This is a genomic window from Pseudoalteromonas sp. SW0106-04 (assembly GCF_001293805.1).
Lineage (GTDB): Bacteria > Pseudomonadota > Gammaproteobacteria > Enterobacterales > Alteromonadaceae > Pseudoalteromonas > Pseudoalteromonas ruthenica.
On record NZ_BCAI01000002.1, the window covers coordinates 344,068 to 365,924 of the forward strand.

Annotated in this window: 18 protein-coding genes; 7 read left to right on the forward strand and 11 right to left on the reverse strand. The window is 47.8% G+C overall.

Translation table 11 applies throughout. From position 1 onward, the window contains the following. The first annotated feature begins 28 nt into the window (after nt 1-28). Nucleotides 29-937, forward strand: coding sequence for a 1-aminocyclopropane-1-carboxylate deaminase/D-cysteine desulfhydrase (locus W04_RS04260; RefSeq protein ID WP_053909899.1), 909 nt, complete (start codon nt 29-31; stop codon nt 935-937). Here W04_RS04260 and W04_RS04265 read toward each other — a convergent pair. From W04_RS04265 to W04_RS04275, 3 genes are all read right to left on the reverse strand, one after another. Further along, nucleotides 924-2,519, reverse strand: a complete 1,596-nt coding sequence (locus tag W04_RS04265) for an EAL domain-containing protein (RefSeq protein WP_053909900.1) — start codon at nt 2,517-2,519, stop codon at nt 924-926. The two genes, W04_RS04260 and W04_RS04265, sit on opposite strands and share 14 nt — an antisense overlap. A gap of 153 nt (nt 2,520-2,672) precedes the next feature. Beyond that, nucleotides 2,673-3,380: a single-stranded DNA-binding protein gene (gene ssb / locus W04_RS04270; protein ID WP_022945512.1), complete on the reverse strand. Its 708-nt coding sequence runs from the start codon at nt 3,378-3,380 to the stop codon at nt 2,673-2,675. 19 nt (nt 3,381-3,399) lie between these two features. Beyond that, nucleotides 3,400-4,767: an MFS transporter gene (locus W04_RS04275; protein ID WP_022945511.1), complete on the reverse strand. Its 1,368-nt coding sequence runs from the start codon at nt 4,765-4,767 to the stop codon at nt 3,400-3,402. Between the two features lie 242 nt (nt 4,768-5,009). Between W04_RS04275 and uvrA the strand changes: the two genes are divergently transcribed. Further along, the gene (uvrA, locus tag W04_RS04280; protein ID WP_053909901.1) at nt 5,010-7,832 is read left to right on the forward strand and encodes an excinuclease ABC subunit UvrA; all 2,823 of its coding nucleotides are present in this window, start codon (nt 5,010-5,012) and stop codon (nt 7,830-7,832) included. Between the two features lie 45 nt (nt 7,833-7,877). Here the strand turns inward: uvrA and W04_RS04285 are convergent, their stop codons facing one another. Then, nucleotides 7,878-10,013 carry a winged helix-turn-helix domain-containing protein gene (locus W04_RS04285; protein ID WP_082342120.1) on the reverse strand — a complete coding sequence of 712 codons (2,136 nt, stop codon included), beginning with the start codon at nt 10,011-10,013 and terminating at the stop codon, nt 7,878-7,880. A gap of 266 nt (nt 10,014-10,279) precedes the next feature. Here W04_RS04285 and W04_RS04290 point away from each other — a divergent pair, with 266 nt between their 5' ends. From W04_RS04290 to W04_RS04300, 3 genes are read left to right on the forward strand one after another with little or no spacing between them, the layout of a single operon-like run. Next, on the forward strand, nt 10,280-10,507 hold the full coding sequence (locus tag W04_RS04290) for a hypothetical protein (RefSeq protein ID WP_053909903.1): 228 nt from the start codon (nt 10,280-10,282) through the stop codon (nt 10,505-10,507). An 11-nt stretch (nt 10,508-10,518) separates the two neighbouring features. Then, the gene (locus W04_RS04295) at nt 10,519-10,788 is read left to right on the forward strand and encodes a hypothetical protein (RefSeq protein WP_053909904.1); all 270 of its coding nucleotides are present in this window, start codon (nt 10,519-10,521) and stop codon (nt 10,786-10,788) included. After that, the gene (locus W04_RS04300) at nt 10,785-11,012 is read left to right on the forward strand and encodes a hypothetical protein (RefSeq protein ID WP_053909905.1); all 228 of its coding nucleotides are present in this window, start codon (nt 10,785-10,787) and stop codon (nt 11,010-11,012) included. Before W04_RS04295 ends, W04_RS04300 begins: the two co-directional genes overlap by 4 nt. Before the next feature lie 129 nt (nt 11,013-11,141). Here W04_RS04300 and W04_RS04305 read toward each other — a convergent pair whose 3' ends face one another. Further along, entirely contained in the window at nt 11,142-11,534 is a 393-nt protein-coding gene (locus tag W04_RS04305) for a thioesterase family protein (protein WP_053909906.1), read from the reverse strand. 27 nt (nt 11,535-11,561) lie between these two features. Between W04_RS04305 and W04_RS04310 the strand changes: the two genes are divergently transcribed. Beyond that, nucleotides 11,562-12,266 carry a 2OG-Fe(II) oxygenase gene (locus tag W04_RS04310; RefSeq protein WP_053909907.1) on the forward strand — a complete coding sequence of 235 codons (705 nt, stop codon included), beginning with the start codon at nt 11,562-11,564 and terminating at the stop codon, nt 12,264-12,266. 40 nt (nt 12,267-12,306) lie between these two features. On the opposite strand, the gene W04_RS04315 is transcribed toward W04_RS04310, so the two are convergent. The 5 genes from W04_RS04315 to W04_RS04340 form a co-directional block, all read right to left on the reverse strand. After that, nucleotides 12,307-13,548, reverse strand: coding sequence for a cysteine desulfurase-like protein (locus W04_RS04315; RefSeq protein WP_053909908.1), 1,242 nt, complete (start codon nt 13,546-13,548; stop codon nt 12,307-12,309). Between the two features lie 9 nt (nt 13,549-13,557). After that, nucleotides 13,558-14,190 (reverse strand): 2OG-Fe dioxygenase family protein, encoded by a 633-nt coding sequence (locus W04_RS04320; RefSeq protein WP_022945502.1) that lies wholly within the window; start codon nt 14,188-14,190, stop codon nt 13,558-13,560. Nucleotides 14,191-14,419: 229 nt separating this feature from the next. Beyond that, nucleotides 14,420-17,017: a bifunctional aconitate hydratase 2/2-methylisocitrate dehydratase gene (gene acnB, locus W04_RS04325; protein ID WP_053909909.1), complete on the reverse strand. Its 2,598-nt coding sequence runs from the start codon at nt 17,015-17,017 to the stop codon at nt 14,420-14,422. A gap of 257 nt (nt 17,018-17,274) precedes the next feature. Beyond that, nucleotides 17,275-18,336, reverse strand: coding sequence for an OmpA family protein (locus tag W04_RS04335; RefSeq protein WP_045979110.1), 1,062 nt, complete (start codon nt 18,334-18,336; stop codon nt 17,275-17,277). A gap of 371 nt (nt 18,337-18,707) precedes the next feature. Beyond that, nucleotides 18,708-19,859, reverse strand: a complete 1,152-nt coding sequence (locus W04_RS04340; RefSeq protein WP_053909911.1) for a DUF5610 domain-containing protein — start codon at nt 19,857-19,859, stop codon at nt 18,708-18,710. 195 nt (nt 19,860-20,054) lie between these two features. Between W04_RS04340 and trmA the strand changes: the two genes are divergently transcribed. Continuing rightward, nucleotides 20,055-21,152, forward strand: a complete 1,098-nt coding sequence (gene trmA / locus W04_RS04345) for a tRNA (uridine(54)-C5)-methyltransferase TrmA (RefSeq protein WP_053909912.1) — start codon at nt 20,055-20,057, stop codon at nt 21,150-21,152. Between the two features lie 67 nt (nt 21,153-21,219). Here trmA and W04_RS04350 read toward each other — a convergent pair whose 3' ends face one another. Next, the gene (locus W04_RS04350; protein ID WP_022943751.1) at nt 21,220-21,852 is read right to left on the reverse strand and encodes a thiol:disulfide interchange protein DsbA/DsbL; all 633 of its coding nucleotides are present in this window, start codon (nt 21,850-21,852) and stop codon (nt 21,220-21,222) included. Between the last annotated feature and the right edge of the window lie 5 nt (nt 21,853-21,857).

Here is a 21,857-nt window from a genome sequence, read left to right on the forward strand (position 1 = left end):
TAATTAGGGGGAAAAATAGGGCAAAACTATGAGCTCAATCATTACATCCATCAAAGAGTCGCCAATGCAGCAAATTCACCATCCGCTGCTGCGGCATCACAACGTGCAACTAAGCATCAAACGCGACGATTTGTATCACCCTCTGATCCAAGGTAATAAATGGCGAAAATTAAAGTACAACTTAGCGGCTTTTCAGGCTTCTGAATGTAGGCAGTTGCTCACTTTTGGCGGTCCTTTCTCCAATCACTTATATGCAACGGCCGCCGCTGGAAAACTATTTGGTCTAAGCACTATTGGCATCGTACGCGGCCCTGAACTTGATATGCACAACCCCACACTGCGCTTTGCCCACGCCTGCGGTATGAAGTTAGTGGCGGTCACGCGTAAAGACTATCGCTTGCGCCAGCAAAAAGATTACCTCAATGAGCTTAAGCAACGCTTTGGTAATGTCTACATTCTCCCTGAGGGCGGAACCAACCACGCGGCGCTACGCGGTGTAGCGGAGCTAGCCCAAACCTTACCAGAACACGATTATCTAGTGTGCGCTACAGGAAGTGGCGGTACCTTAGCAGGGTTATGCGCAGGCCATACGCAGCGAAAAGTACTTGGTATTGCCGTGCTCAAAAATGCAGATTACCTGAATCATGAAATAAGCCAACTAACCTCCACACACCACTGTGACTGGCAATTGATGCAGCACTTTCATGATGGCGGTTATGGCCGCTTTAGTGACAAACAATGGCGCTTTTGCCAAGATTTCAGAGCCACCTATCAAGTGCCACTGGAGCCTATTTACACAGGGAAAATGATGTACGCACTGTGGCAACTGGTTGCACAAGGGTATTTTCCTGCCGGCAGTCGCATTATTGGCGTACATACCGGGGGCTTGCAAGGGCTCAATGGCCTGCGTTATCGCGGCCTACTCAAAGCGACTTGAAGGTTGACAGTTGCAGTGCACCAGAGAAGTATGCCCCTTGTGCAGCCCTAACCCCGAGCTGCTGTAACACCAAAACTTGTTGTTGCCTTTCAACGCCTACGGCAATTATTGGAATACTGTGCTGTTGAGCCTTTGCAACGTAAGCTAGCACACGCTTTTGCACATTTTTATCTACTTCAATGTGGGCAATAAGTTCGGGTGCCAGTTTTATCGCTTGTACCGGCACCGCCAATTTATCGAGATCCACATTCGGCCATGTTCGTAACTGGTCAATAATAATTCCGCGTTGGCATGCCTTAGTTCGGCGCACCCGCCTACGCACGATATATTGATGCTGCTCTAAAAGTTCGGCCTTACATTCGATAAGAACATTGCGATGCTGCTCGAGAAAGAGCGTAAGACGTTGCCAAAATTCATCATCGAACCAGCTTGATTGTTGCAAGTTGATGCTGACATCACCTTGTTGCACCTCGGTGGCAAGGATTTTATCCAATCGGGCTAAAACGGCGCTATCCACACTGCTTTCTGCTTTGCGTGTTTGCGGCTCTTCGAGGTACTCTGGTGAAATCAGGCCCAACTGCTGGTGGCGAACACGTAGCAAGGTTTCGTGATGCAGTATTTGCTCGCTATGCAAATCAAATACGGGCTGGAAAAAGCAAATAAAGTGATCTTTTTGTACACTTTCACTCAGCGAGCATGACTTCGCTGCCAATAACATAGAGTGGTTATGGCTAAAGGGGATACGGTAGCAATGTTTGTCTTCACTTTGCTTTGCCAATGCCAACGCCGATTGCGTTAATTGATAAACAATGGCTTGGTCAGCACCGCTTCGGTAGTTACAAATGCCCACTTTAACCTCTGCAGCCCGCAATTCAGGGAGTAAAGCTCGGCAGCTTTGTAATATGGTGTCGCTGAGTGCCTCAAATTGCTTGTCGAGGTGTTGGTAATGAATATCATGGATGGTAATAGCGAAGCTGCCGGTATTAAGCACCTTCACCGACAGCTGTTGTTGGTAGCTTAAGCTTTCTTGCAACAAAGTCTCGAGCAAACTCGCAACCCCGTTAGCAGCAACACTCAGTTTAGTGCAATGGGCGATTGCAAACACACTCTGATACAAGTGATTTAAGCCTAAAATACTCGCACTCATCGGTGCTTGTTCTGTTTTTTCTAACGATGGTACTTTGCTCTTTTGCGATATACGCTTTCGCCTAAGAAGGTTGACCACCTGCCAACACATGTACGCCAGCAGCGCATTACCGATGATAAACCAGTGACTTTTCGACAACCACAACGGCGAGCCAAATATCTCCTGATGTTCATTCCCGGTGGAGATAACCACAGACACAGGGTCAACATAAGCATGCTGAGGAGGCTCAAGGAAAAAGCCATAAGGTTCGAGTAAGGTCGTTAATAACGCATCATCTACATCAGTAACCCGATCTAGCTGATGTGATAGCTGATGGATATCGGCTTGGCGCTGCACATGCAAGGCATACGCAAGTACAGCATTGCACAATATAGCGAATGTAATAGCCGCTAAACCAACAGCGATCCATGTACGGTATGGACGAAATAAAGACAAAATACAGGCCGACGAGTAATCATTCTCATGCCTAAAGTGTTGTCCATGATAGGGGGAAGCTCAAGCAAGAACCCATAAAAAAGCCCCATAGAATGGGGCTTGTGGAATAAAATAGCGAGATATCAATAAGCTTTTCACACAAATTTTTAGTTGTTAGAACGGGATATCGTCGTCAAAATCAATGGGGGGTTCCATAGGGTTTGAAGCACCACCTTGGGGAGCATTTTGTGGTTTAGGGGCAAAGCCACCACCTTGCTGGCCGCCACCATGCTGATTGCTCTGATGATTCTGCTGAGAGCCAAAGCCACCTTGCTGTTGATTGCCTTGCTGCATACCTTGGTTGCTTTGTTGCTGGCCATAATTATTGCTTTGTTGCTGCCCGTAACCACCTTGCTGCGCAGCCCCCTGTTGAGGAGCTCCCTGCTGTGGGTTACTTTGTGCTTGGTTATTGCCACCAAAACCGCCTTGTTGCTGAGCACCTTGATAACCGCCTGAGGCAGCACCCTGGTTATCGCCACGACCGCCAAGCATTTGCATTTGCCCGCCCATATCGACAACAATCTCAGTGGTGTATTTATCTTGACCGCTTTGGTCGGTCCATTTACGGGTCTGTAGGCGACCTTCAATATAAACCTGTGAGCCCTTGCGCAGGTATTCACCCGCCACTTCTGCCAGCTTGCCAAATAGCACCACCCGGTGCCACTCTGTGCGCTCTTGCATTTGCCCAGTATTTTTATCTTTCCAGCTATCTGTGGTAGCAATGCTGATATTTGCTACGCCATTGCCGTTTGGCATATAGCGAACTTCTGGATCTTGACCCAGATTACCCACCAAAATTACTTTATTAACACCGCGCGCCATGGATTTTTACTCCTATAAATTACACTGCGGCGACGAGTCTTTGCGCCGCCTCTAAATCAAATTTTTTGTCGTCTACTTTAAGATAGCTGCGATTTTCATCACACACCACCGTGGCCTCTAACACCCCAGGTAATGCCACTAAACGACCCGCCAACTGCTGTGCATCCTGCTCTGAATCAACAGCACTAAGCAAACTAATAATTTTGCTACGCGGCGGCACTCGCATTTTCGCGGCTATGACAAGCCATATTACCCCAACCACAGCAGCCGCCGCAAACACCATCTCAGGGCTGCCGGTTTGGGCCACATAACCGCCTAAAATGCCTCCTAAAAACGCGCCCAAGAATTGCGATGAGGAAAAAACGCCCATCGCTGAGCCTTTTTGATTCGCCGGAGACAGTCGCGATACCAAGGCTGGCATAGTGGCTTCAAGAAAGTTAAAAGCCACGAAGTACAGCATCATACATGCCGCGATGACATACACTGAATGCGCCCCGGCAACCAGCCCAAGCATACTCACAATGAGCATCACGATAGCGACTAAAAACAAGGGTTTTTCTTTTTGCTTGGCAACGGCGACGATCATCATCGGCACCATAAGCACAAAAGAAAGCACAAATACGGGGATATATAATTGCCAGTGTTTGGCGGCTTCAAGCCCATCGGCAATCAGTTGCGTCGGTAGTGACACGAATACGGTCGTCAGTGACAGGTGCAAAAACAGCACCCCTAAGTCTAAGCGAGCTAAGTCTGGGTGACGCACTAACTTACCCACATCAGCAAGGGTAACACTGGTTTCGCCCTTGGGCGCACGATTAACCGCCGTAGGCACCATCCAAGTAACAATAGCCATGCCTAACACCGCCAGCGCAGCGGTCAGCCAGAAAATCCCGGAAACACCGAAGCTCGCGGCAACCATGGGCCCTAGCAACATGGCGACAGCAAAGCTCATGCCGATGCACATGCCGATCACGGCCATCACTTTAGGACGCTGCTCATCACGACTGAGGTCGGCAGCAAGCGCCAGCAGTGCACTGGCAATCGCCCCCATGCCTTGTAGCGCCCGCCCTAATGTCAGGGTATACATGGATTCGGCACAGGCGGCGACCACCGAGCCTAAGGTAAACAATACCAACCCACCGATGATCACCCGCTTGCGACCAATGCGATCAGATAACCACCCCATAGGAATTTGCAACAGCGCTTGGGTAAGGCCATAAGCGCCAATCGCGAGGCCGATCCATAACGGAGAAAAGCCACTGAGGCTTTGTCCATAGACAGCCAACACCGGCATCAGCATAAACAGCCCAAGCATTCGAAATGCAAAGACACTGGCTAGCGATACCGCTGCACGTTTTTCGACAGTATTAAGTTGAGATGCGGACATGACGAAGTACTAAGCAGCCATAAAGCAAATTAAATTTATTGGCCGGCGATGATAGCATATCCACGCGCCAATATGACATGCCCAGCGGCATTAATCTTACACTGATCGCCTGCCCTGCTGTGCTTCGTACTGAGTTTTTCGTTGTTACAGTATTCACTCTTTAGGTCAATAAGGCATCGCTAAATCCTGTACAAATATGCGATACTTACGGGCTATTAAATTGCACGGGTAAAAGGCGAAGAATGGAAAATATCGAAGTTCGCGGTGCACGCACCCACAACCTCAAAGACATCAACCTCACAATCCCTCGCGATAAGCTGATTGTCATCACCGGCTTATCAGGCTCCGGCAAATCTTCCCTCGCTTTTGATACGTTATATGCTGAGGGTCAGCGCCGTTATGTTGAGTCGCTTTCCGCATACGCCAGACAGTTTTTATCACTTATGGAAAAGCCCGATGTCGATCATATTGAGGGCCTCTCCCCCGCCATTTCCATCGAGCAAAAGTCGACATCACACAACCCGCGCTCGACGGTGGGCACCATCACTGAAATATACGACTACCTGCGATTGCTGTTTGCCCGTGTTGGTGAGCCACGTTGCCCAACCCACAATTTACCCTTAGCGGCGCAAACCATTAGCCAAATGGTGGATCAAGTCTTGGCGTTACCTGAGGGCAGTAAGTTGATGCTGCTCGCCCCGGTGGTCAAAAACCGTAAAGGGGAGCATGTAAAGCTGCTTGAGCAACTCGCCGCCCAAGGCTATATCCGTGCCCGTATTGATGGCGAGGTCTGTGACTTGTCCGATCCACCGCCGCTTGAGTTACATAAAAAACACAGCATTGAAGTGGTTGTCGATCGCCTTAAGGTGAAAGAGGGTCAGCAACAGCGCTTAGCCGAATCCTTTGAAACCGCCCTTGAGCTTTCAGGGGGCGTTGCTCAGGTTGCCGCTATGGATGACTCCTTACAGGAAGAGATGGTGTTTTCCGCCAATTTTGCTTGCCCGACCTGTGGCTATGCCATGAGCGAGCTGGAGCCACGGTTATTTTCCTTCAACAACCCCGCTGGGGCTTGTCAAAGCTGTGATGGCTTAGGGGTACGCCAGTACTTTGATCCCAACCGCGTTGTTCACAACAGTGAGCTCAGCCTTGCTGGCGGCGCTATCAAAGGCTGGGATAAACGCAGCTTCTACTATTTCCAAATGCTGCAATCGGTCGCCGAGCACTATCAATTTGATCTTAACACCCCCTTTCAAGACCTTGATGAGCAAGCACAAAAAGTGGTTCTAGAAGGTTCAGGAGGGGAGAAAATAGCCTTTAGCTACCGCAATGACCGTGGCGATCTAATTACCCGCAATCATGAGTTTGAAGGCATTCTTAACAATATGCAGCGCCGCTACCATGAGACCGAGTCAAACTCGGTACGTGAAGAGCTGGCTAAGTATCAAACCTCGCAAGCCTGTCCGAGCTGTCATGGCTCACGACTGCGCCAAGAGGCCCGTAATGTATTTATCGGTGACACCAACTTACCTGCCGTCACCCTGATGAGTATCGGTCAAGCCTATGACTATTTTGAGCAGCTCGATTTTAGCGGCCAAAAAGCGCAAATTGCCGATAAGATCCTCAAAGAAATTCGCGACCGCTTGTCTTTTCTCGTCAATGTGGGTCTCAATTATCTGTCGCTTGAGCGCAGCGCCGATACCCTCTCCGGGGGGGAAGCGCAGCGTATTCGTCTCGCCAGCCAGATAGGCGCGGGATTGGTGGGGGTGATGTATGTGCTTGATGAGCCCTCGATTGGCCTGCATCAACGCGATAACGATCGTCTGCTACAAACGCTGACCCGCCTGCGCGACTTAGGCAACACCGTTCTCGTGGTGGAACACGATGAAGATGCTATTCGCGCCGCCGACTATGTTATTGATATTGGCCCTGGCGCTGGGGTACATGGTGGTTATGTGGTTGCTGAGGGCACCCGAGATGAAATCATGGCTAACCCTGATTCATTAACCGGGCAGTATCTCAGTGGCAGCAAAGAAATCGCCGTGCCCAAAGAGCGCCATGCCACCTCTGATAAATGGCTGGAGCTATTCGGTGCCACCGGCAATAACCTTAAAGCCGTCGATGTGCGTATTCCTTTTGGCTTGATGACCTGTATCACCGGGGTCTCCGGTTCCGGAAAATCGACCCTTATTAACGATACCTTGTTTAAGGTGGCGCACACCGAACTTAACGGCGCAACCGCCGTTGAACCTGCGCCGTACAAGGATATTCAAGGTTTAGATCATTTCGACAAGGTTATCGATATTGATCAAAGCCCTATCGGGCGCACGCCACGCTCCAACCCCGCCACTTACACCGGTATTTTCACCGCGATTCGCGAGCTGTTTGCAGGCACGCAAGAGGCGCGTTCACGGGGTTACAAAGTGGGCCGCTTTAGCTTCAATGTTAAAGGCGGCCGGTGTGAGGCATGCCAAGGCGATGGCGTAATTAAAGTAGAAATGCACTTTTTACCTGATGTGTACGTGCCGTGTGACGTCTGCCAGGGCAAACGCTATAACCGCGAAACCCTGGAAGTGCTTTACAAGGGCATGAATATTCACCAAGTGTTAGAGATGACGGTAGAAGATGCGCGACAGTTCTTTGATGCCATCCCCGCGATAAAACGCAAGCTGCAAACGCTGATGGATGTCGGCTTGTCGTATATTCGACTTGGCCAAGCCGCAACCACCCTCTCCGGTGGTGAGGCGCAACGGGTAAAACTCGCCCGTGAATTATCCAAGCGCGATACCGGCAAAACCTTATATATACTTGATGAGCCAACGACAGGTCTGCACTTCCATGATATTCAGCAGCTGCTGGCGGTATTACACCGTTTGCGCGACCATGGTAATACCATCGTGGTGATTGAGCATAACCTGGATGTCATCAAAACCGCAGACTGGATCGTTGATTTAGGCCCTGAAGGGGGCAGCGGCGGGGGCGAAATTCTCGTTGCTGGCACGCCAGAACAGGTAGCCGAGTGCGAGCGCTCACATACCGGTAAATACTTAAAACCGATGCTCAAGTAACACCCACTCTCGGGCCTGAGTTTAATTGTTTTAACTCAGGCCTTATTATTCCCACATAAGGCGGTTGATTGAGCTATCTTCACTCATTTTGCGAGTGATAATGATGCGCCCATCAGCATCGGGCACCGCGCTTAGTATCTCAAATGGTAGCTGCACCTGCTCACACCGCTCTCCAGTCAAAGCCCAACGATACACGTTGTATGTATAGTCCATGGAATAGGCGTAGCCATCGCGCACATGGATAGGCACATGAGAAGACATTGATAGCTCACAGGGCACACTGTACTGGGCATTATCCGTTAATGATATTAAGGTCTTATCTTTGAACAAAAAGACCTCGCCGTTAGCACCGGTGACTAGCTGTAAGGCATCCGTCTCGCGCACCTTGTTAAGCTCCCGAGTGATAAAATCAAACTGATAAAGAGTCCGTGGTGACGATGATTTGCTTAACACATACAACGATTGGCCACTTTCATGCCACGCCCAATCCATTATCGGAATGTGTGCAAGCTCACTAATAGCCGTTGCCTTTGCGGTTTCAACATCGAGTAAGAAAGGTTTTTTCTGCTCTGTCAGCACGATGTTTTCGCCACTAGGCGATACCCTTAAGTTGTCCAAAAGAGCATGGTCTGGGTGATCTAGAAATGATATCTGCTTAACCTGCCCGTCACGGGCGTGCCATACCTGAGGACGGCCAGAGCGTAGCGAAATAAAATAGTGCCCGGTACTATGAGCGACTAACCCATATTCACTGCTATCGGAGGCATAAAGCTGCTGATATTGAGCCGCCTCGGTAAAGCTTTCCAAAGCGACCACTTGATAGGTTATGCGACTAAGCGGTGAGTAATACACCGAGTTGTCGTAATAGCTGATATCTGACATCTTGATATCATCAGGTAAGGCATAGGCCTCGGCGATTTCAGCGCTGTGAATGTCTATAAATAATAGCCGCCCTTTTTCGTCACCATAGAGTAAGGTCTCACTGTTATACCAATCCAATGCCGAGTTTCTGTAAAAACTAGCGGGCGGTGAGTTCATGCGTTTTATTTCACCGGTATCCAAGCTGTATACATAAACCTCTACCTGAAAGTCGAGATCCAGCTGTAAATAGGCGATGTGCTTTCCATCTGGAGATAACGACAAAGACCCTGGACCGACCTTGTCCGCCATAGGCGCAATCAGCTGAGAAGTCGTGCCCGAGTATACATCGTACCTAAATAGACCAATATAATGCGAGTACAACTCACCACGGATAAAATAGAAATAGCGACCATCATTACTTAACTGGCCACTGTAATCAAAACGATGATCACACTCCATGAGCGGCTTAGGTTCGCCTAATTCAGGGAAGTTGGTGAAATCTATGGCTAGATATTGGCAACTGCTATCAGTCGCGTTTCTGGCGCGTATCACCAAGGTATCACTATTATGTTGCCAAGACAGGGCGGCCACTTCAGCCTCTTTATAGGTTATGGCGACTTCGTCCCGAGTGATCACATCGAGAACAAAGGCGCCTTCTTTCCCTGATGCGTCTTTTTCATTGCTGTAAGCCAGTAAGCGTCCGCTATCGTTGATAAGAGGCACATATTCACTGCCCACTTTCCAGGTCACTTTGTGGCGACTCATTGGCTTTTGCTTAGCGATAACAGCGGTTGTTTGTGACGGTGTAAAAAACGCAGACCCGTTCAGCGTGTAAGCGGCACTAGCAAGCACAGCGATAAACACCACCGCAGCCACATACTTCCACCAAGCATAACTGGGCTTTGAGCGCGTAGGTGTTATCGGCTGCTTGTCCTCGTGGGTGTTAACTTGAGTGTGCGCAAGCAGCTCTGGCGCCGCAGTTTGTGGCGCAGCTGCACTGGCAGCGTTATCCAATGTCGCCACTTCACGGACCAAACTATAGCCTTGGCGGTAGTGGGTTTTTATAAAAATGGCTGGATCGTCAGGGTGTTTTAACTTTTTCCGCAACTCAGAAATAGCGCGATTTATGGCATTATTATCAACATAGCCTTGCTGCCAAACATGCTCAATTAATTGTTCACGGGTAACAATCTGCTGCGGCCGTTGGAGAAAAAAAGTGATCAGCTTAATCAGCAGCGGGTCTAATTCTCGCTCAATATCCCCGCTAAGCAACACTCCTCGCTGCTCAAGTAATGTCCATGGTCCAACTCTGTACTGCACTCGAAAAAAGTCCCTTGATTAAAGCCAACGCAATGCTAACACAGGTGAACAAAAAGTGAATCAAAACCTTATAAAAGGTTATATTTAAATATAATAATTGAGGGTATCTTTATGATTTTAAATGTTTATTTTGAATAATATGAAGTTATGAAAAATCCGTAAGATGTAGATAAGCGACGCGGCGAAAACCTCGGCCTAATATGGATAACAACAAAACGGCACAGCCAAGCGGCTTTGCAAACAACACCCATAACGAGGATTAAATTATGAACAAGCCACTACAAGCAGTATTACTAATGAGCACTCTTCTCGCGACAGCAACACAGGCTGGCGAATCGCAAGTTAATACACAGCCCAAAGCGACTCTGCCAAGTACCAGTTTGACGCAATTAAACAATAAATTAGAACAACAACTTGATATGCAGTTACATGAGTCTATTGGCCGTATTAACCAAGATGTCGCCAAGCGCATTATCGAGCAGCAAGGCAACTAAGGAGCACGGTGATGAAAGCCAGCAGTTTATCCGTCCCCCTATTAGCGCTGACGTTGAGCTCGGCGCATGCCGGCGGAGCTCAAGTACTTATGAGCCTTAACACAGCAACGGCGGTGACTGAAAACCCAGCGCATACACAACAGCAGCGCTCGCTGGCTACACTTGAGCGCAAGATGCAGCGCCGTTTAGAGCAGGGCTTAGTGATCGAGGTTGATAACAAAGCATTAGAACGCGCGCTGAGAGCACGTATTGAGCAGCAATTGGAGCAAAAAGAAAAATGACCAAAACAACCAAGCAAGCACTTCCTTACCTGTTGCTCTTTGGCACGTTGGCGTTGGCGCAATTGAGCAGCATTGATTGGCAACAATTGCGAGAGAGCAGCGCGCTAGTACAGCGCCATAGTAAGCAGTTGCAACTGTCATGGTGGCGCGAACAGGACAGTGCCAATGCTTATAATTACATGGTCGCGACCACCCCTCAGCAGCAACCACAATCCATCGATTAAATAACTGCAGGGGCGACCGCAGGGGCGAGCGCTGGAACATAAGCAATGGCACGCTAACTAAAACCATAAAGAGGCCATTGCCATCGTATCAGCCGCCGCCTCTGCGGCCCTTTATGTCGGCCTGCGTAGTCAGTCTGATAAATACTCACTGAGCGCCGTGCGCTCTTCATCGCTCAGGGGCTGAGAGGTTTTATCACTGAAATTGTAGCGCACCATCACCGTTTTTCCCTCGGCGCAACATTCACCATGCTGCCAAGCTTGTTGTTTAATGACGAAGGAGCTTGACCCGATACGCTCTATCATGGTTTTTACCTCGACCTCTTGGCCGTAAAATAACTCCCCCATAAAAGTCACTTCCACTTTAGCGACGATTAACCGCCATTGGTGGGGATTGAGATCGGGGGTAAAGATTTTAAAAATAGGGGTACGGGCGGCTTCAAACCATACAGGGAGTACGGTATTGTTAATGTGTCCAAGGACATCAGTTTCGCTAAAACGGGGCTGAACCTTCTCAATAAGCATAATAATTCCAAAAGGTAAGGTTGAGTCATGTCAGACTTTATTGGCGTTTATGATAACGCGCTTAGTGACGAGTTTTGTAGTCAGTTTATCGACCTTTTTGAGCAAAGCCCGCATACCCAGCCAGGGCGTACCTCTGGCGGTATTGATTTAGCGAAAAAAGATAGCCGCGATTTATACCTCAATGCCCATCCCGAGTATGCTCAAGCGCTACAACATATCCAGCAGGTAACAGCGCGACACGTGATGGACTACGTGCAAGAACACTTTTTTATGATGATTGGCGCCTTTGGCCTTAAAGTTTATCACCCAAAAACCGGACAGCCAGTTGATGTTACAGTGGAAAACTTTGATGAAGTGGCAAAGCCGCAGATCGGCACCTTACTACAGCAACTGTTTCGTCTGGGGAATATTCAAGCGCAAAAGTATGAAGTGAATAAGGGCGGCTACCCCTATTGGCACAGCGAAGTATACCCCCAGCAAGGCCACAACGAAGCGCTGCATCGGGTATTGCTGTTTATGTTTTATCTCAATGATGTCAGCGAGGGGGGAGAAACCGAGTTTTATTATCAGAATCGTAAAATAGCACCCAAACGTGGCACCATGGTGGTTGCTCCGGGTTATTTCACCCACACCCACCGAGGCAACAAGCCTATATCCAATGACAAATACATTCTCACTTCTTGGGTGTTGTTTAACCGCGCCGAGCAAATTTACGGACAGCCTAGTAGCTAACAAAAAAGGCGGCTGTTACGCCGCCTTTTTATAAACATGATTACGCGTTGTTAATGAGCGTTGCCAAGAGCTCGAATAAGCGGTCTATTTCGGCGATGCTGTTGTAGTGCATGCAACCGATACGCACGACTCCGCCTTTATCCATCACGCCGAGCTGCTCACACAGGCCTTGCGCATAAAAGTTACCATCCCATACACAGAGGTGGTGCTGGCCTAAAAACTCCGAAACTTGGCGCGGTTCGAAGCCGGCAATGGTCAGTGCAAAGGTGGGTGTACGCTGTTGCACTCGTTCAACATCGCTAATGCCATACAGAGTGATCTGTGGAAACTCCGCCAAACGCGTTAAGAAGTGGCGACTGAGCGCCATTTCATGCTCTTTACTATTAGCAAAGGCAGCTTGCAAGCGCTGACGACGTGGCGTGCTGGCATCAAGACCACTTAAACTGGCGATATATTCAATTGCGGCGGTGACACCGGCCAACCCTTCAAAGCTTTGTGTGCCCGTTTCCCAACGCCCCGGAACCACATCTTTCGCCGGCGCGACTTTGTAGGGAGTAAAATGCTCCAAATGAGCGCGCTTACCGTAAACGATGCCTACGTGCGGACCAAAGAACTTATAAGCTGAGCAAGCAAGGAAGTCACAGTCTAAGGCTTGTACATCGATAAGCTCATGTGGTGCGTAGTGCACGGCATCCACATAGACTAACGCACCGTGCTGGTGAGCAAGCTCAATAATGCGCTTAATATCATTGATAGAGCCTGTGGTATTGGAAGCATAGGTCACTGCCACCAGCTTAGTATTGCCATTAAGAAGCTGCTCGAAATGAGCCATATCCAAGGTACAATCCTGCTCGTTGACGCGTAGCGCATGCACTCGCGCCCCCTTGTCTTCAGCAGCCTGCACCCATGATGATACATTTGAATAATGATCAGCATTGGTGACAATGATCTCATCGCTCGCTTGCCAGTCTCTTGCCAAAGCGCGGCTGAAACTGAATGTCAGGCTGGTCATGTTGGCGCCAAAGACAATTTGCTCAGGGCTTGGGCTATTAAGTAAATCAGCCACTGCTTGACGCGCGGCACTCATCACCGCCACGGTTTTGTCACTGGAGAAAAACGCGCCGCCCAAATTAGCATTGTAGTGGCCAAGGTAACTGCTCATCGCGTCTAAAACAGACTGCGGAACCTGCGCCCCACCTGGACCATCAAAAAAGGTCGGAGATTGACCATCCACCTGCTGCATTAACGCCGGAAACTGCTGGCGTAATTCGGTTAAGTTCATGGCTGTCCCTTAAGCTGTCAGCACGAAGCAATCCAAGTAACCTGGCTTGCTATCATCAATTTTATTCATCGGCGTGGCGTTGTGCCAAACTTGGCGATCGTCAATCAGCGCAAACATGCCGTCTTTGATCTCCATTTTAAAACACGGTTTCGCTTCTTTATGCTCATACACCAGCAGCTCTCCGCCTTCTAGGTTTTCGTGCGATACGCCACATACACAGACATGGTCAAAGCCGTCTTGATGCACGCCTTCAGGTGCCGGCGGCGTATCACTTTCAATCGCCAACATGCGGAACTGATGAATTTCAATATCACGGTCATCACTGATGCCGGTCATGGTGCGAAACTCTTCCACAATGCGCTTCATGCCTGCACTGGCCAACAGCGACTGTTCTAGATTCTCGTAGGTACGCTCAATATTGCCTTGGAAGTTATTGATGGAGTCGTCCTGAACAAAGGCTTTAGTTGGCTGTAGCGTAAGCTCGCCTTGCTGCATTTTAACCACTGAGTAGCGACGCTTACGAAATGCACCATCGGCATACGGGTTGTCGGGAAGATTATCAAACGAAGGCTTTACTGCGTCGATATGAGCTTGGTCGATAAAACGAAGCTGGAGAAGGTTCTGATTATTTAACGTTGTCATAAAGATCCTGCCTTTTATGCAAATTTGCGGGGATCTTAAGCTATTTTCGGTGGTGGTTTGATTTTATTTACCCAGTTAGTTTATATGTTTTTGCATCAAAAATGCATACATAGAAATATAACAGGTAAATAATCCAACATTTTTATATAGTGAAAAAATAAACACCTAATCAACTTTGTTTTGAGCATAAAAAAGCCCACTTGCGTGGGCTTTTTTATTTAACGCTGCATTACACCGCTTGCTGGATGATGACCTCATCCGCTTTTTTGGTGTACTGAGGCATTTTATGGAAGTTCAAGTAACGATACGTATCAGCCGCTGTCGCATTGATCTTCTCGGCATACTCTTGGTATTCCTGAGGCGTAGGTAGTTTACCCAAAATCGCTGCAACCGCTGCAAGCTCAGCAGAAGCCAAGAATACATTAGCACCAGTACCTAAACGGTTCGGGAAGTTACGCGTTGAGGTAGACACCACAGTCGCTTTATCAGCAACTCGAGCTTGGTTACCCATACACAATGAACACCCTGGTGTTTCAATACGAGCGCCGACACGACCAAAGATACCGTAGTAACCTTCGTCTGTTAGCTGGTCACGGTCCATTTTCGTTGGTGGCGCAACCCAAAGTTGAGTTGGCAAACGACCGCCGTAGTTATCAAGAAGCTTACCAGCGGCACGGAAGTGACCGATGTTAGTCATACATGAGCCGATGAATACTTCGTCGATTTTCTCACCGGTTACGTCAGAGAGTAAACGCGCATCATCTGGATCGTTTGGCGCACACAAGATTGGCTCTTTGATCTCTGCAAGATCAATTTCAATCACGTGCTTGTAGTCTGCATCTTTGTCCGCTTCCATTAGCTCTGGGTTGGCAAGCCACTCTTCCATCGCTTTAATACGACGCTCGATAGTACGTACATCGCCGTAACCTTCAGAGATCATCCACTTCAACATGACAATGTTTGACTCTAGGTATTCAGCGATTGATTCACGGCTCAGCTTGACGGTACAACCGGCGGCACTACGCTCCGCTGATGCATCAGAGAGCTCGAATGCTTGCTCAACAGTAAGGTGTTCAACACCTTCAATTTCAAGAATGCGGCCAGAGAATTCGTTGATCTTACCTTTCTTCTCAACGGTAAGCAGACCTTCTTTGATGCCGTAATAAGGAATAGCATGGACGAGGTCACGAAGCGTGATACCTGGCTGCATTTCACCTTTAAAGCGCACCAATACAGACTCAGGCATATCCAGAGGCATAACCCCGGTCGCCGCTGCAAACGCAACCGCACCAGAACCTGCTGGGAATGAAATACCTAGAGGGAAACGGGTGTGTGAGTCACCACCCGTACCTACTGTATCTGGAAGTAGCATACGGTTAAGCCAAGAGTGAATAACACCATCGCCTGGGCGCAGTGATACACCGCCACGGTTCATGATGAAATCAGGCAGCGTGTGGTGCGTTTTCACATCGATTGGTTTCGGGTAGGCTGAAGTGTGGCAGAAAGACTGCATGGTTAAATCAGCAGAGAAACCAAGGCAAGCTAAGTCTTTAAGCTCATCACGAGTCATTGGACCGGTGGTGTCTTGTGAACCCACGGTAGTCATCTTAGGCTCGCAGTATTGGCCTGGGCGAACACCTGGCATGTTACAAGCGCGACCAACCATCTTCTGCGCTAGCGTGAAGCCCTTACCTGAGTCGGTAATGATCTTTGGCTTACGGAAAATATCTTCCGGTTCCATACCCAAGGAGGCACGCGCTTTATCGGTAAGGCCACGACCCACAATCAGAGGGATACGACCGCCAGCACGCACTTCGTCAAGAATCACGTCAGATTTAAGTTCGAAAGTGCTGATCACCTCATCGGTGCCGTGACGCTTCACCACACCTTCATATGGGTAGATATCAATTTGATCGCCCATATTCATGTCATCAACATTTAACTCGATTGGTAGCGCGCCAGAATCTTCCATGGTGTTGAAGAAAATAGGGGCAATTTTACCGCCAAGACAAACACCGCCAACACGCTTATTCGGTACGTGTGGAATGTCTTCACCCATAAACCAAAGTACTGAGTTAGTCGCTGATTTACGTGAAGAACCAGTACCTACAACATCACCTACATAGGCAAGTGGTAAGCCTTTTGTTTTTAGCTCTTCTAGCTGTGAAATAGGACCTACTTCACCGTTTTTATCAGGGTTAATGCCATCACGCTCATTTTTCAGCATTGCCAAAGCATGCAATGGAATGTCAGGACGTGACCACGCATCAGGAGCTGGAGAAAGGTCATCGGTGTTAGTCTCACCGGTTACCTTGAACACGGTAACAGAGATTTTCTCTGGTACTGCTGGCTTTTTCTCAAACCACTCAGCATTTGCCCATGATTCGATAACTTGCTGCGCGTACTTATTACCTGCTTTGGCTTTTTCTTCCACGTCATAAAACGCGTCGAACATAAGTAAAGTGTGTGACAAGCCCTTTACAGCAATCGGTGCTAAAGCGTCGTCATCAAGAAGGTCTACCATTGGCGCAATATTGTAACCGCCAAGCATAGTGCCTAGTAGCTCTGCTGCTTTTTCTTTATCAATAAGTGGCGTTTGCGTTTCGCCTTTAGCAACTGCAGCAAGGAAACCTGCTTTTACGTAAGCCGCGTCATCCACACCAGGTGGTACACGGTTTACAAGTAAGTCTAAAATGAATTCTTCTTCACCGGCTGGTGGGTTTTTAATAAGTTCGATTAAGTCAGCTGTTTGCTGAGCATCTAGTGGTGCAGGCACAATACCTTGGGCTGCACGCTCTTCAACATGTTTACGATATTCTTGAAGCACAATTTTGCCCTCTTGGTGACGTGAAAACAGCGCGTATCGCCAAAGCGCTTACGTGCTATTTATAAAATTTTGACACAAATACAATTATAAAGGCTTTAAAGATAGAAGAAAATTGCTGCCATTGCCCAGTAAGGAAATAGTCACTATAAATTTGATGAATATCAATTAAGAGAAGATATAAAGTGGTGAATATTGAGTAATAATTATTTGCAACAAAAAAGCCCAGCATCGCGCTGGGCTTTCTCATCAGTTGATACTTAGTTGCGATTTACTTTTACGCGTTCAGTTACAGAGATATGTGCTTCAACGCGACGGTTTTGCGCATGTGCTTGTGCAGTGTTTGCATCGTTTAACAAGCGCTCTTCACCGAAGCCCACCGTATTGATGCGCGACTCGGCAATGCCGTCGTCGATAAGCTGGTTCGCTACGTGATCGGCACGCTTTTTAGAGAGCGTTTTGTTATAAGCGGCATCACCCACTGCAGAAGCGTGACCTTCCAACAGCACAGTGGTTTTTGGATACTCTTTCATAAAGTCAGCCACTTCTTGAATATCGTCAAAGTAACGCTGGTTTACGTCTGAGTTATCATGCGGGAAGCGCACTAACAAGCTCACTTTATCGCCTTTTTCCATGTAACGAGTACAACCGTTCTCATCCACCGCATCGGTCATAGGTGTATTTGCGCAATTATCTCGCGCGTCAATAACGCCATCTTTATCGCTGTCTTTCGGCTCTTCTTTAACTACTGGAGCAACAACAGGCTCTGGCGCCGGCTCTACTTTTTTCGGCTGCGGCTTATCACCAAAGTGATAGCTAAGACCTAGTTTAAGGCCGAAATCTGAGTGGTTTTGGTTCAAGCCTTCGTAGTAATTTGCTTCACCATATGCAGCCCAGTTATAAGTTAGGTGATGGCGAAAACCCACACCTAGATTTGCCGCATTGAAGTCGTTATAAACATCAAACTTCTTAGCACCCAACACACCATAGACGGTATCGTTAAAGTGGTATAGTACATCAGCACCATAACGCTCGCCGGTTTTATGATTGTCGGTATTTTCAATATCAAGCTCGAGTGCAGCAAACTCTAATCGTGCAGTCCAATATTCGTTAAAGCGATAACCCACTTCAACACCTGAGCCAAAAGATTCGCCAATTTCAGTGCCTACAGGCGCACCATCAATGCGATCCCAATCGGCCCAGAAATAATCCCCAAAAACACCAATATGGAGGCCTTCTTGCGGGTTTGTTTGTTCGTCAGCCATAACGCCTTGAGTTGCGAAAGCCAGTACAATAGCTGCAGAGAGTGATTTGATTTTCATTGTATCCATCCCATGTTAACGATTATCGAGCACGCGCTTAGCATTGTTGCGTCACACACCAGATTAAAAAAGCGACTAATACTGCTTGATAAATCTGGGCTCGTTCGATTGTTATTGACTTTATTAGCTGGCATTTCTTGCTCTTATCGTAGCCACAATAATCAATGTGCTCTACGTCGTGGTCCAAGCCAACAGTTCATTTCCACACCCAAAGTGTAGACCGCAGTGAAGCAAAAACAAAAGCTTAGCCCCACTTTGTACTTCAAATTTAAACACAAGTTTGCTGAATAGCTGCTGAGCATCATATTAAAGTACTATGAACTGAATGTAACCAAGGCATTAAAAAAGCACCGAATGGTGCTTTTTGTTTATTACTCGCTGTCATCGTTGGGGGTCGATGGTGAGTCTTTTAACAGCTGCTCCAGCTGCGAGAACATCGCTTTGCTGTAGTCAATAAACTCCTGCACTTTCTCTTGCTCTTTATCTTGATTGAGCCAAAGCATCAACCCCGATAGTTCATTTTGCAGCCCTAAGTCACCGGCCTGTTTGTATGCCTCTTTCAGCGATTCATTGAAAGGTTGCAGCTCTTTGGCAACCTCCTTACCTGGTGCCGAGCGCTCATACTCTCTTATTGCAGCACGAGTTTTAGTTTGTGTCAGATCCATAGAGAAGGCGACTAGCTCAGGGTTATCTAGCTGCAACTCACTGGCTTTATTGAATGCCTCATCATATTGGCCGCTAAAGAAATCTTCACTTACGCCTTGCAGTTGCGCCATGAAATCATTTACAGCTTGCTGCTCATCTTCATTTAATTCGCCATTAACCGATAACGTGAAGTTTAATTCCTGCTTCTCAAACTGTTCAGATGCATAGCCAGCCCCTTGCTTTTCGCCGGGGGCAAATAAACTGGCAGCCGCACCAGCTTGGAAGTTTTGCGCTAAACTAACGACCACTTCATCGCCTTCAGCGGTAGTAAAGCGATACTCGGCATTATTTTGTAGCTGCATATACTGGGCTTGGCTTACCGCTACACCATTACCAATACTTTGTTCGCCAAAAAGCGATTGCTCAAACTCATTGAGCCCTTCCTCGATACCTTTTTGTGACTGCTCAATGCCGGTTTTAATTTCGTCATTGAGTAGCCCAGCATCTTCAAGCTCACCGTAGGCATCATCAATACCGGTTTGCACGCCTTCGCGCGCTTGCGCCAGCATTTCTTGTAACTTGTCGTCATTGGCGCCATCAGCTTTGGCTTTTTTCACCGCACCTGTGACAAACTGCAGCACATTTTTCACAACCTCTTCGAAGTCAAATAACGGCTTGCTTTGCTGTTTTGGTTGTTCGAGCCCTAACGCTTGCGCCAATTTATCATTCAATACCTTGGCACCCACTTGGCCATAACCCGATGAGTAACTATCAAACCTCGGAGAGTTAATCGCGGGCTGTGCCGGCGCATCACCTTTATTTTTTAAACCAGAACGATTGCTTTGGTTAAAGATATGATTTAAATCGCTAATTTTCATGAGCTAAGGCCCTCCTCTGCAGTGGTTGCCAAGCCTTGGCAGCACACATTCATGAGTCAATTAATATACTACTACCGCTGTTATCGGCAGCACGCACAGAAACTGTAGAAATTTTGTGCACTTTATAATGACCGATACTGGACAAACCGTGGCAACTGCCTACAATAGCGGCGCACTTAATAACGAGAGGTTTGCATGCCAGTAATTGATATCGATACCAGCACCTATGACGCGCAGCTAACAGAAAAACAACAACGAATCACGACACAGTTTTCGCGCTTTGGTGTGCAACAGCTTGAAGTGTTTGCTTCGCCGCCGAAGCATTACCGTCAACGTGCTGAGTTTAGAGTATGGCATGATCAGGACGAGCTCTACCACATTATGTTTGACCCCGTGAGCAAAGAGAAGATCCGCGTTGATCACTTTGACCCGGGTGCGCCGCTAATCAATGACCTTATGAGCACACTTATCAACGAGCTCAAAGATGATGAGTTGATGCGCCGTAAACTGTTTCAAATCGATTACCTCACGACGCTAAGCGGTGAGGCATTGGTGAGCCTGCTTTACCACAAGCCACTCGACGAGCAATGGCTAGCTGGTGCCAAGGAATTACAAGCAAGATTACAAAAACGCTTTAATGTTGAACTCATTGGCCGTGCTCGCAAACAAAAAGAAGTGTTAGGGAATGACTATGTTATTGAGCGCTTGCAGGTAAATGGCCAGCAGTACGTTTATCAGCAAGTAGAAAACAGCTTTACCCAACCCAATGCCAAGGTGAACGAGCTAATGCTGGGCTGGGCTCAAGATGTGTGCGCCCCCTTGAATAATGATTTGCTCGAGCTTTATTGCGGTAATGGTAACTTCTCTGTCGCCTTAGCAGGGTCTTTCAATCGCGTATTGGCCACAGAAATTTCGAAGTCATCGGTTAAATCGGCACAATACAATATCGCTGCTAATAAGGTGACTAACCTCGATATTATTCGTATGAGTAGCGAGGAATTTACCCAAGCTATGCGTCAAGAACGCAGCTTTAGCCGCTTAAAAGACATCGACTTACAAGAGTATAACTGCCAGACCATCTTGGTTGATCCACCGCGTGCTGGTATGGATGAGTTAACCTGTAAGTTGGTGAGTGAGTATGACAATATTGTCTACATCTCCTGTAACCCAGACACCTTAGAGCGCGACTTAGATAGGCTAGCAAGTACTCATAAGGTAACGCGATTCGCGATTTTTGATCAGTTCCCTTACACCCATCATATTGAATCCGGTGTGTTCCTCACTCGCAAGTAACTGACATTGTTTGCAGAATAAAAAAAACCGCATCATTAAATGCGGTTTTTTTTATGTCTTTCTTAACTTATTTTTTCGCAAGAAAGTTAATTAGTGCAGCAATATCTTCAGGATCGGTAACACCTGACTCACGACCTAGTAGTAGGCGATATTTACCATTAACAATAAAGGTAGGAACACCGCGTAGGGCCCCCTTTTCTTTAAAGTATTCTTGATCGCGCTGCATCTTAGAGGCTTTAGTGCGAATAGCAAAACCTTTAAATAGCTTGTCAAACTTATCGCCATCTACGCCGTTGGCAACAAAAATATCTTTCACGTCAGCGACTTCGTTAAACTTAGCGCGCTTAGTGTGGATATGACTGAACATGGCTGCAATCAGCTTATCTTTTTGCGGCAGCACTTCAGCAGTCGCGAGTGCTTGTGACAGCATATCTTGATTCTCGGTGCTGCGGCCGCCCATGAAATTAACGTGGCTTTTCTTAAAATCAACATCTTTGCTGAGCTTTGGTTTTACATCCATAAGCAAGCCTTCGTACGCGTTACATGCGGGGCAATAGAAAGAGAAAAACTCTTTCACTTCCGGCTTACGGCTAGCTCTGTCCGAAACCACTTCATAGTGCGTGCCTTCTTCAAACTGTGCCGCAATTGCACTGATAGGCAGCGCTAATGCCATCATGGCTAAAGCAATGAACTTCTTCATCGAGT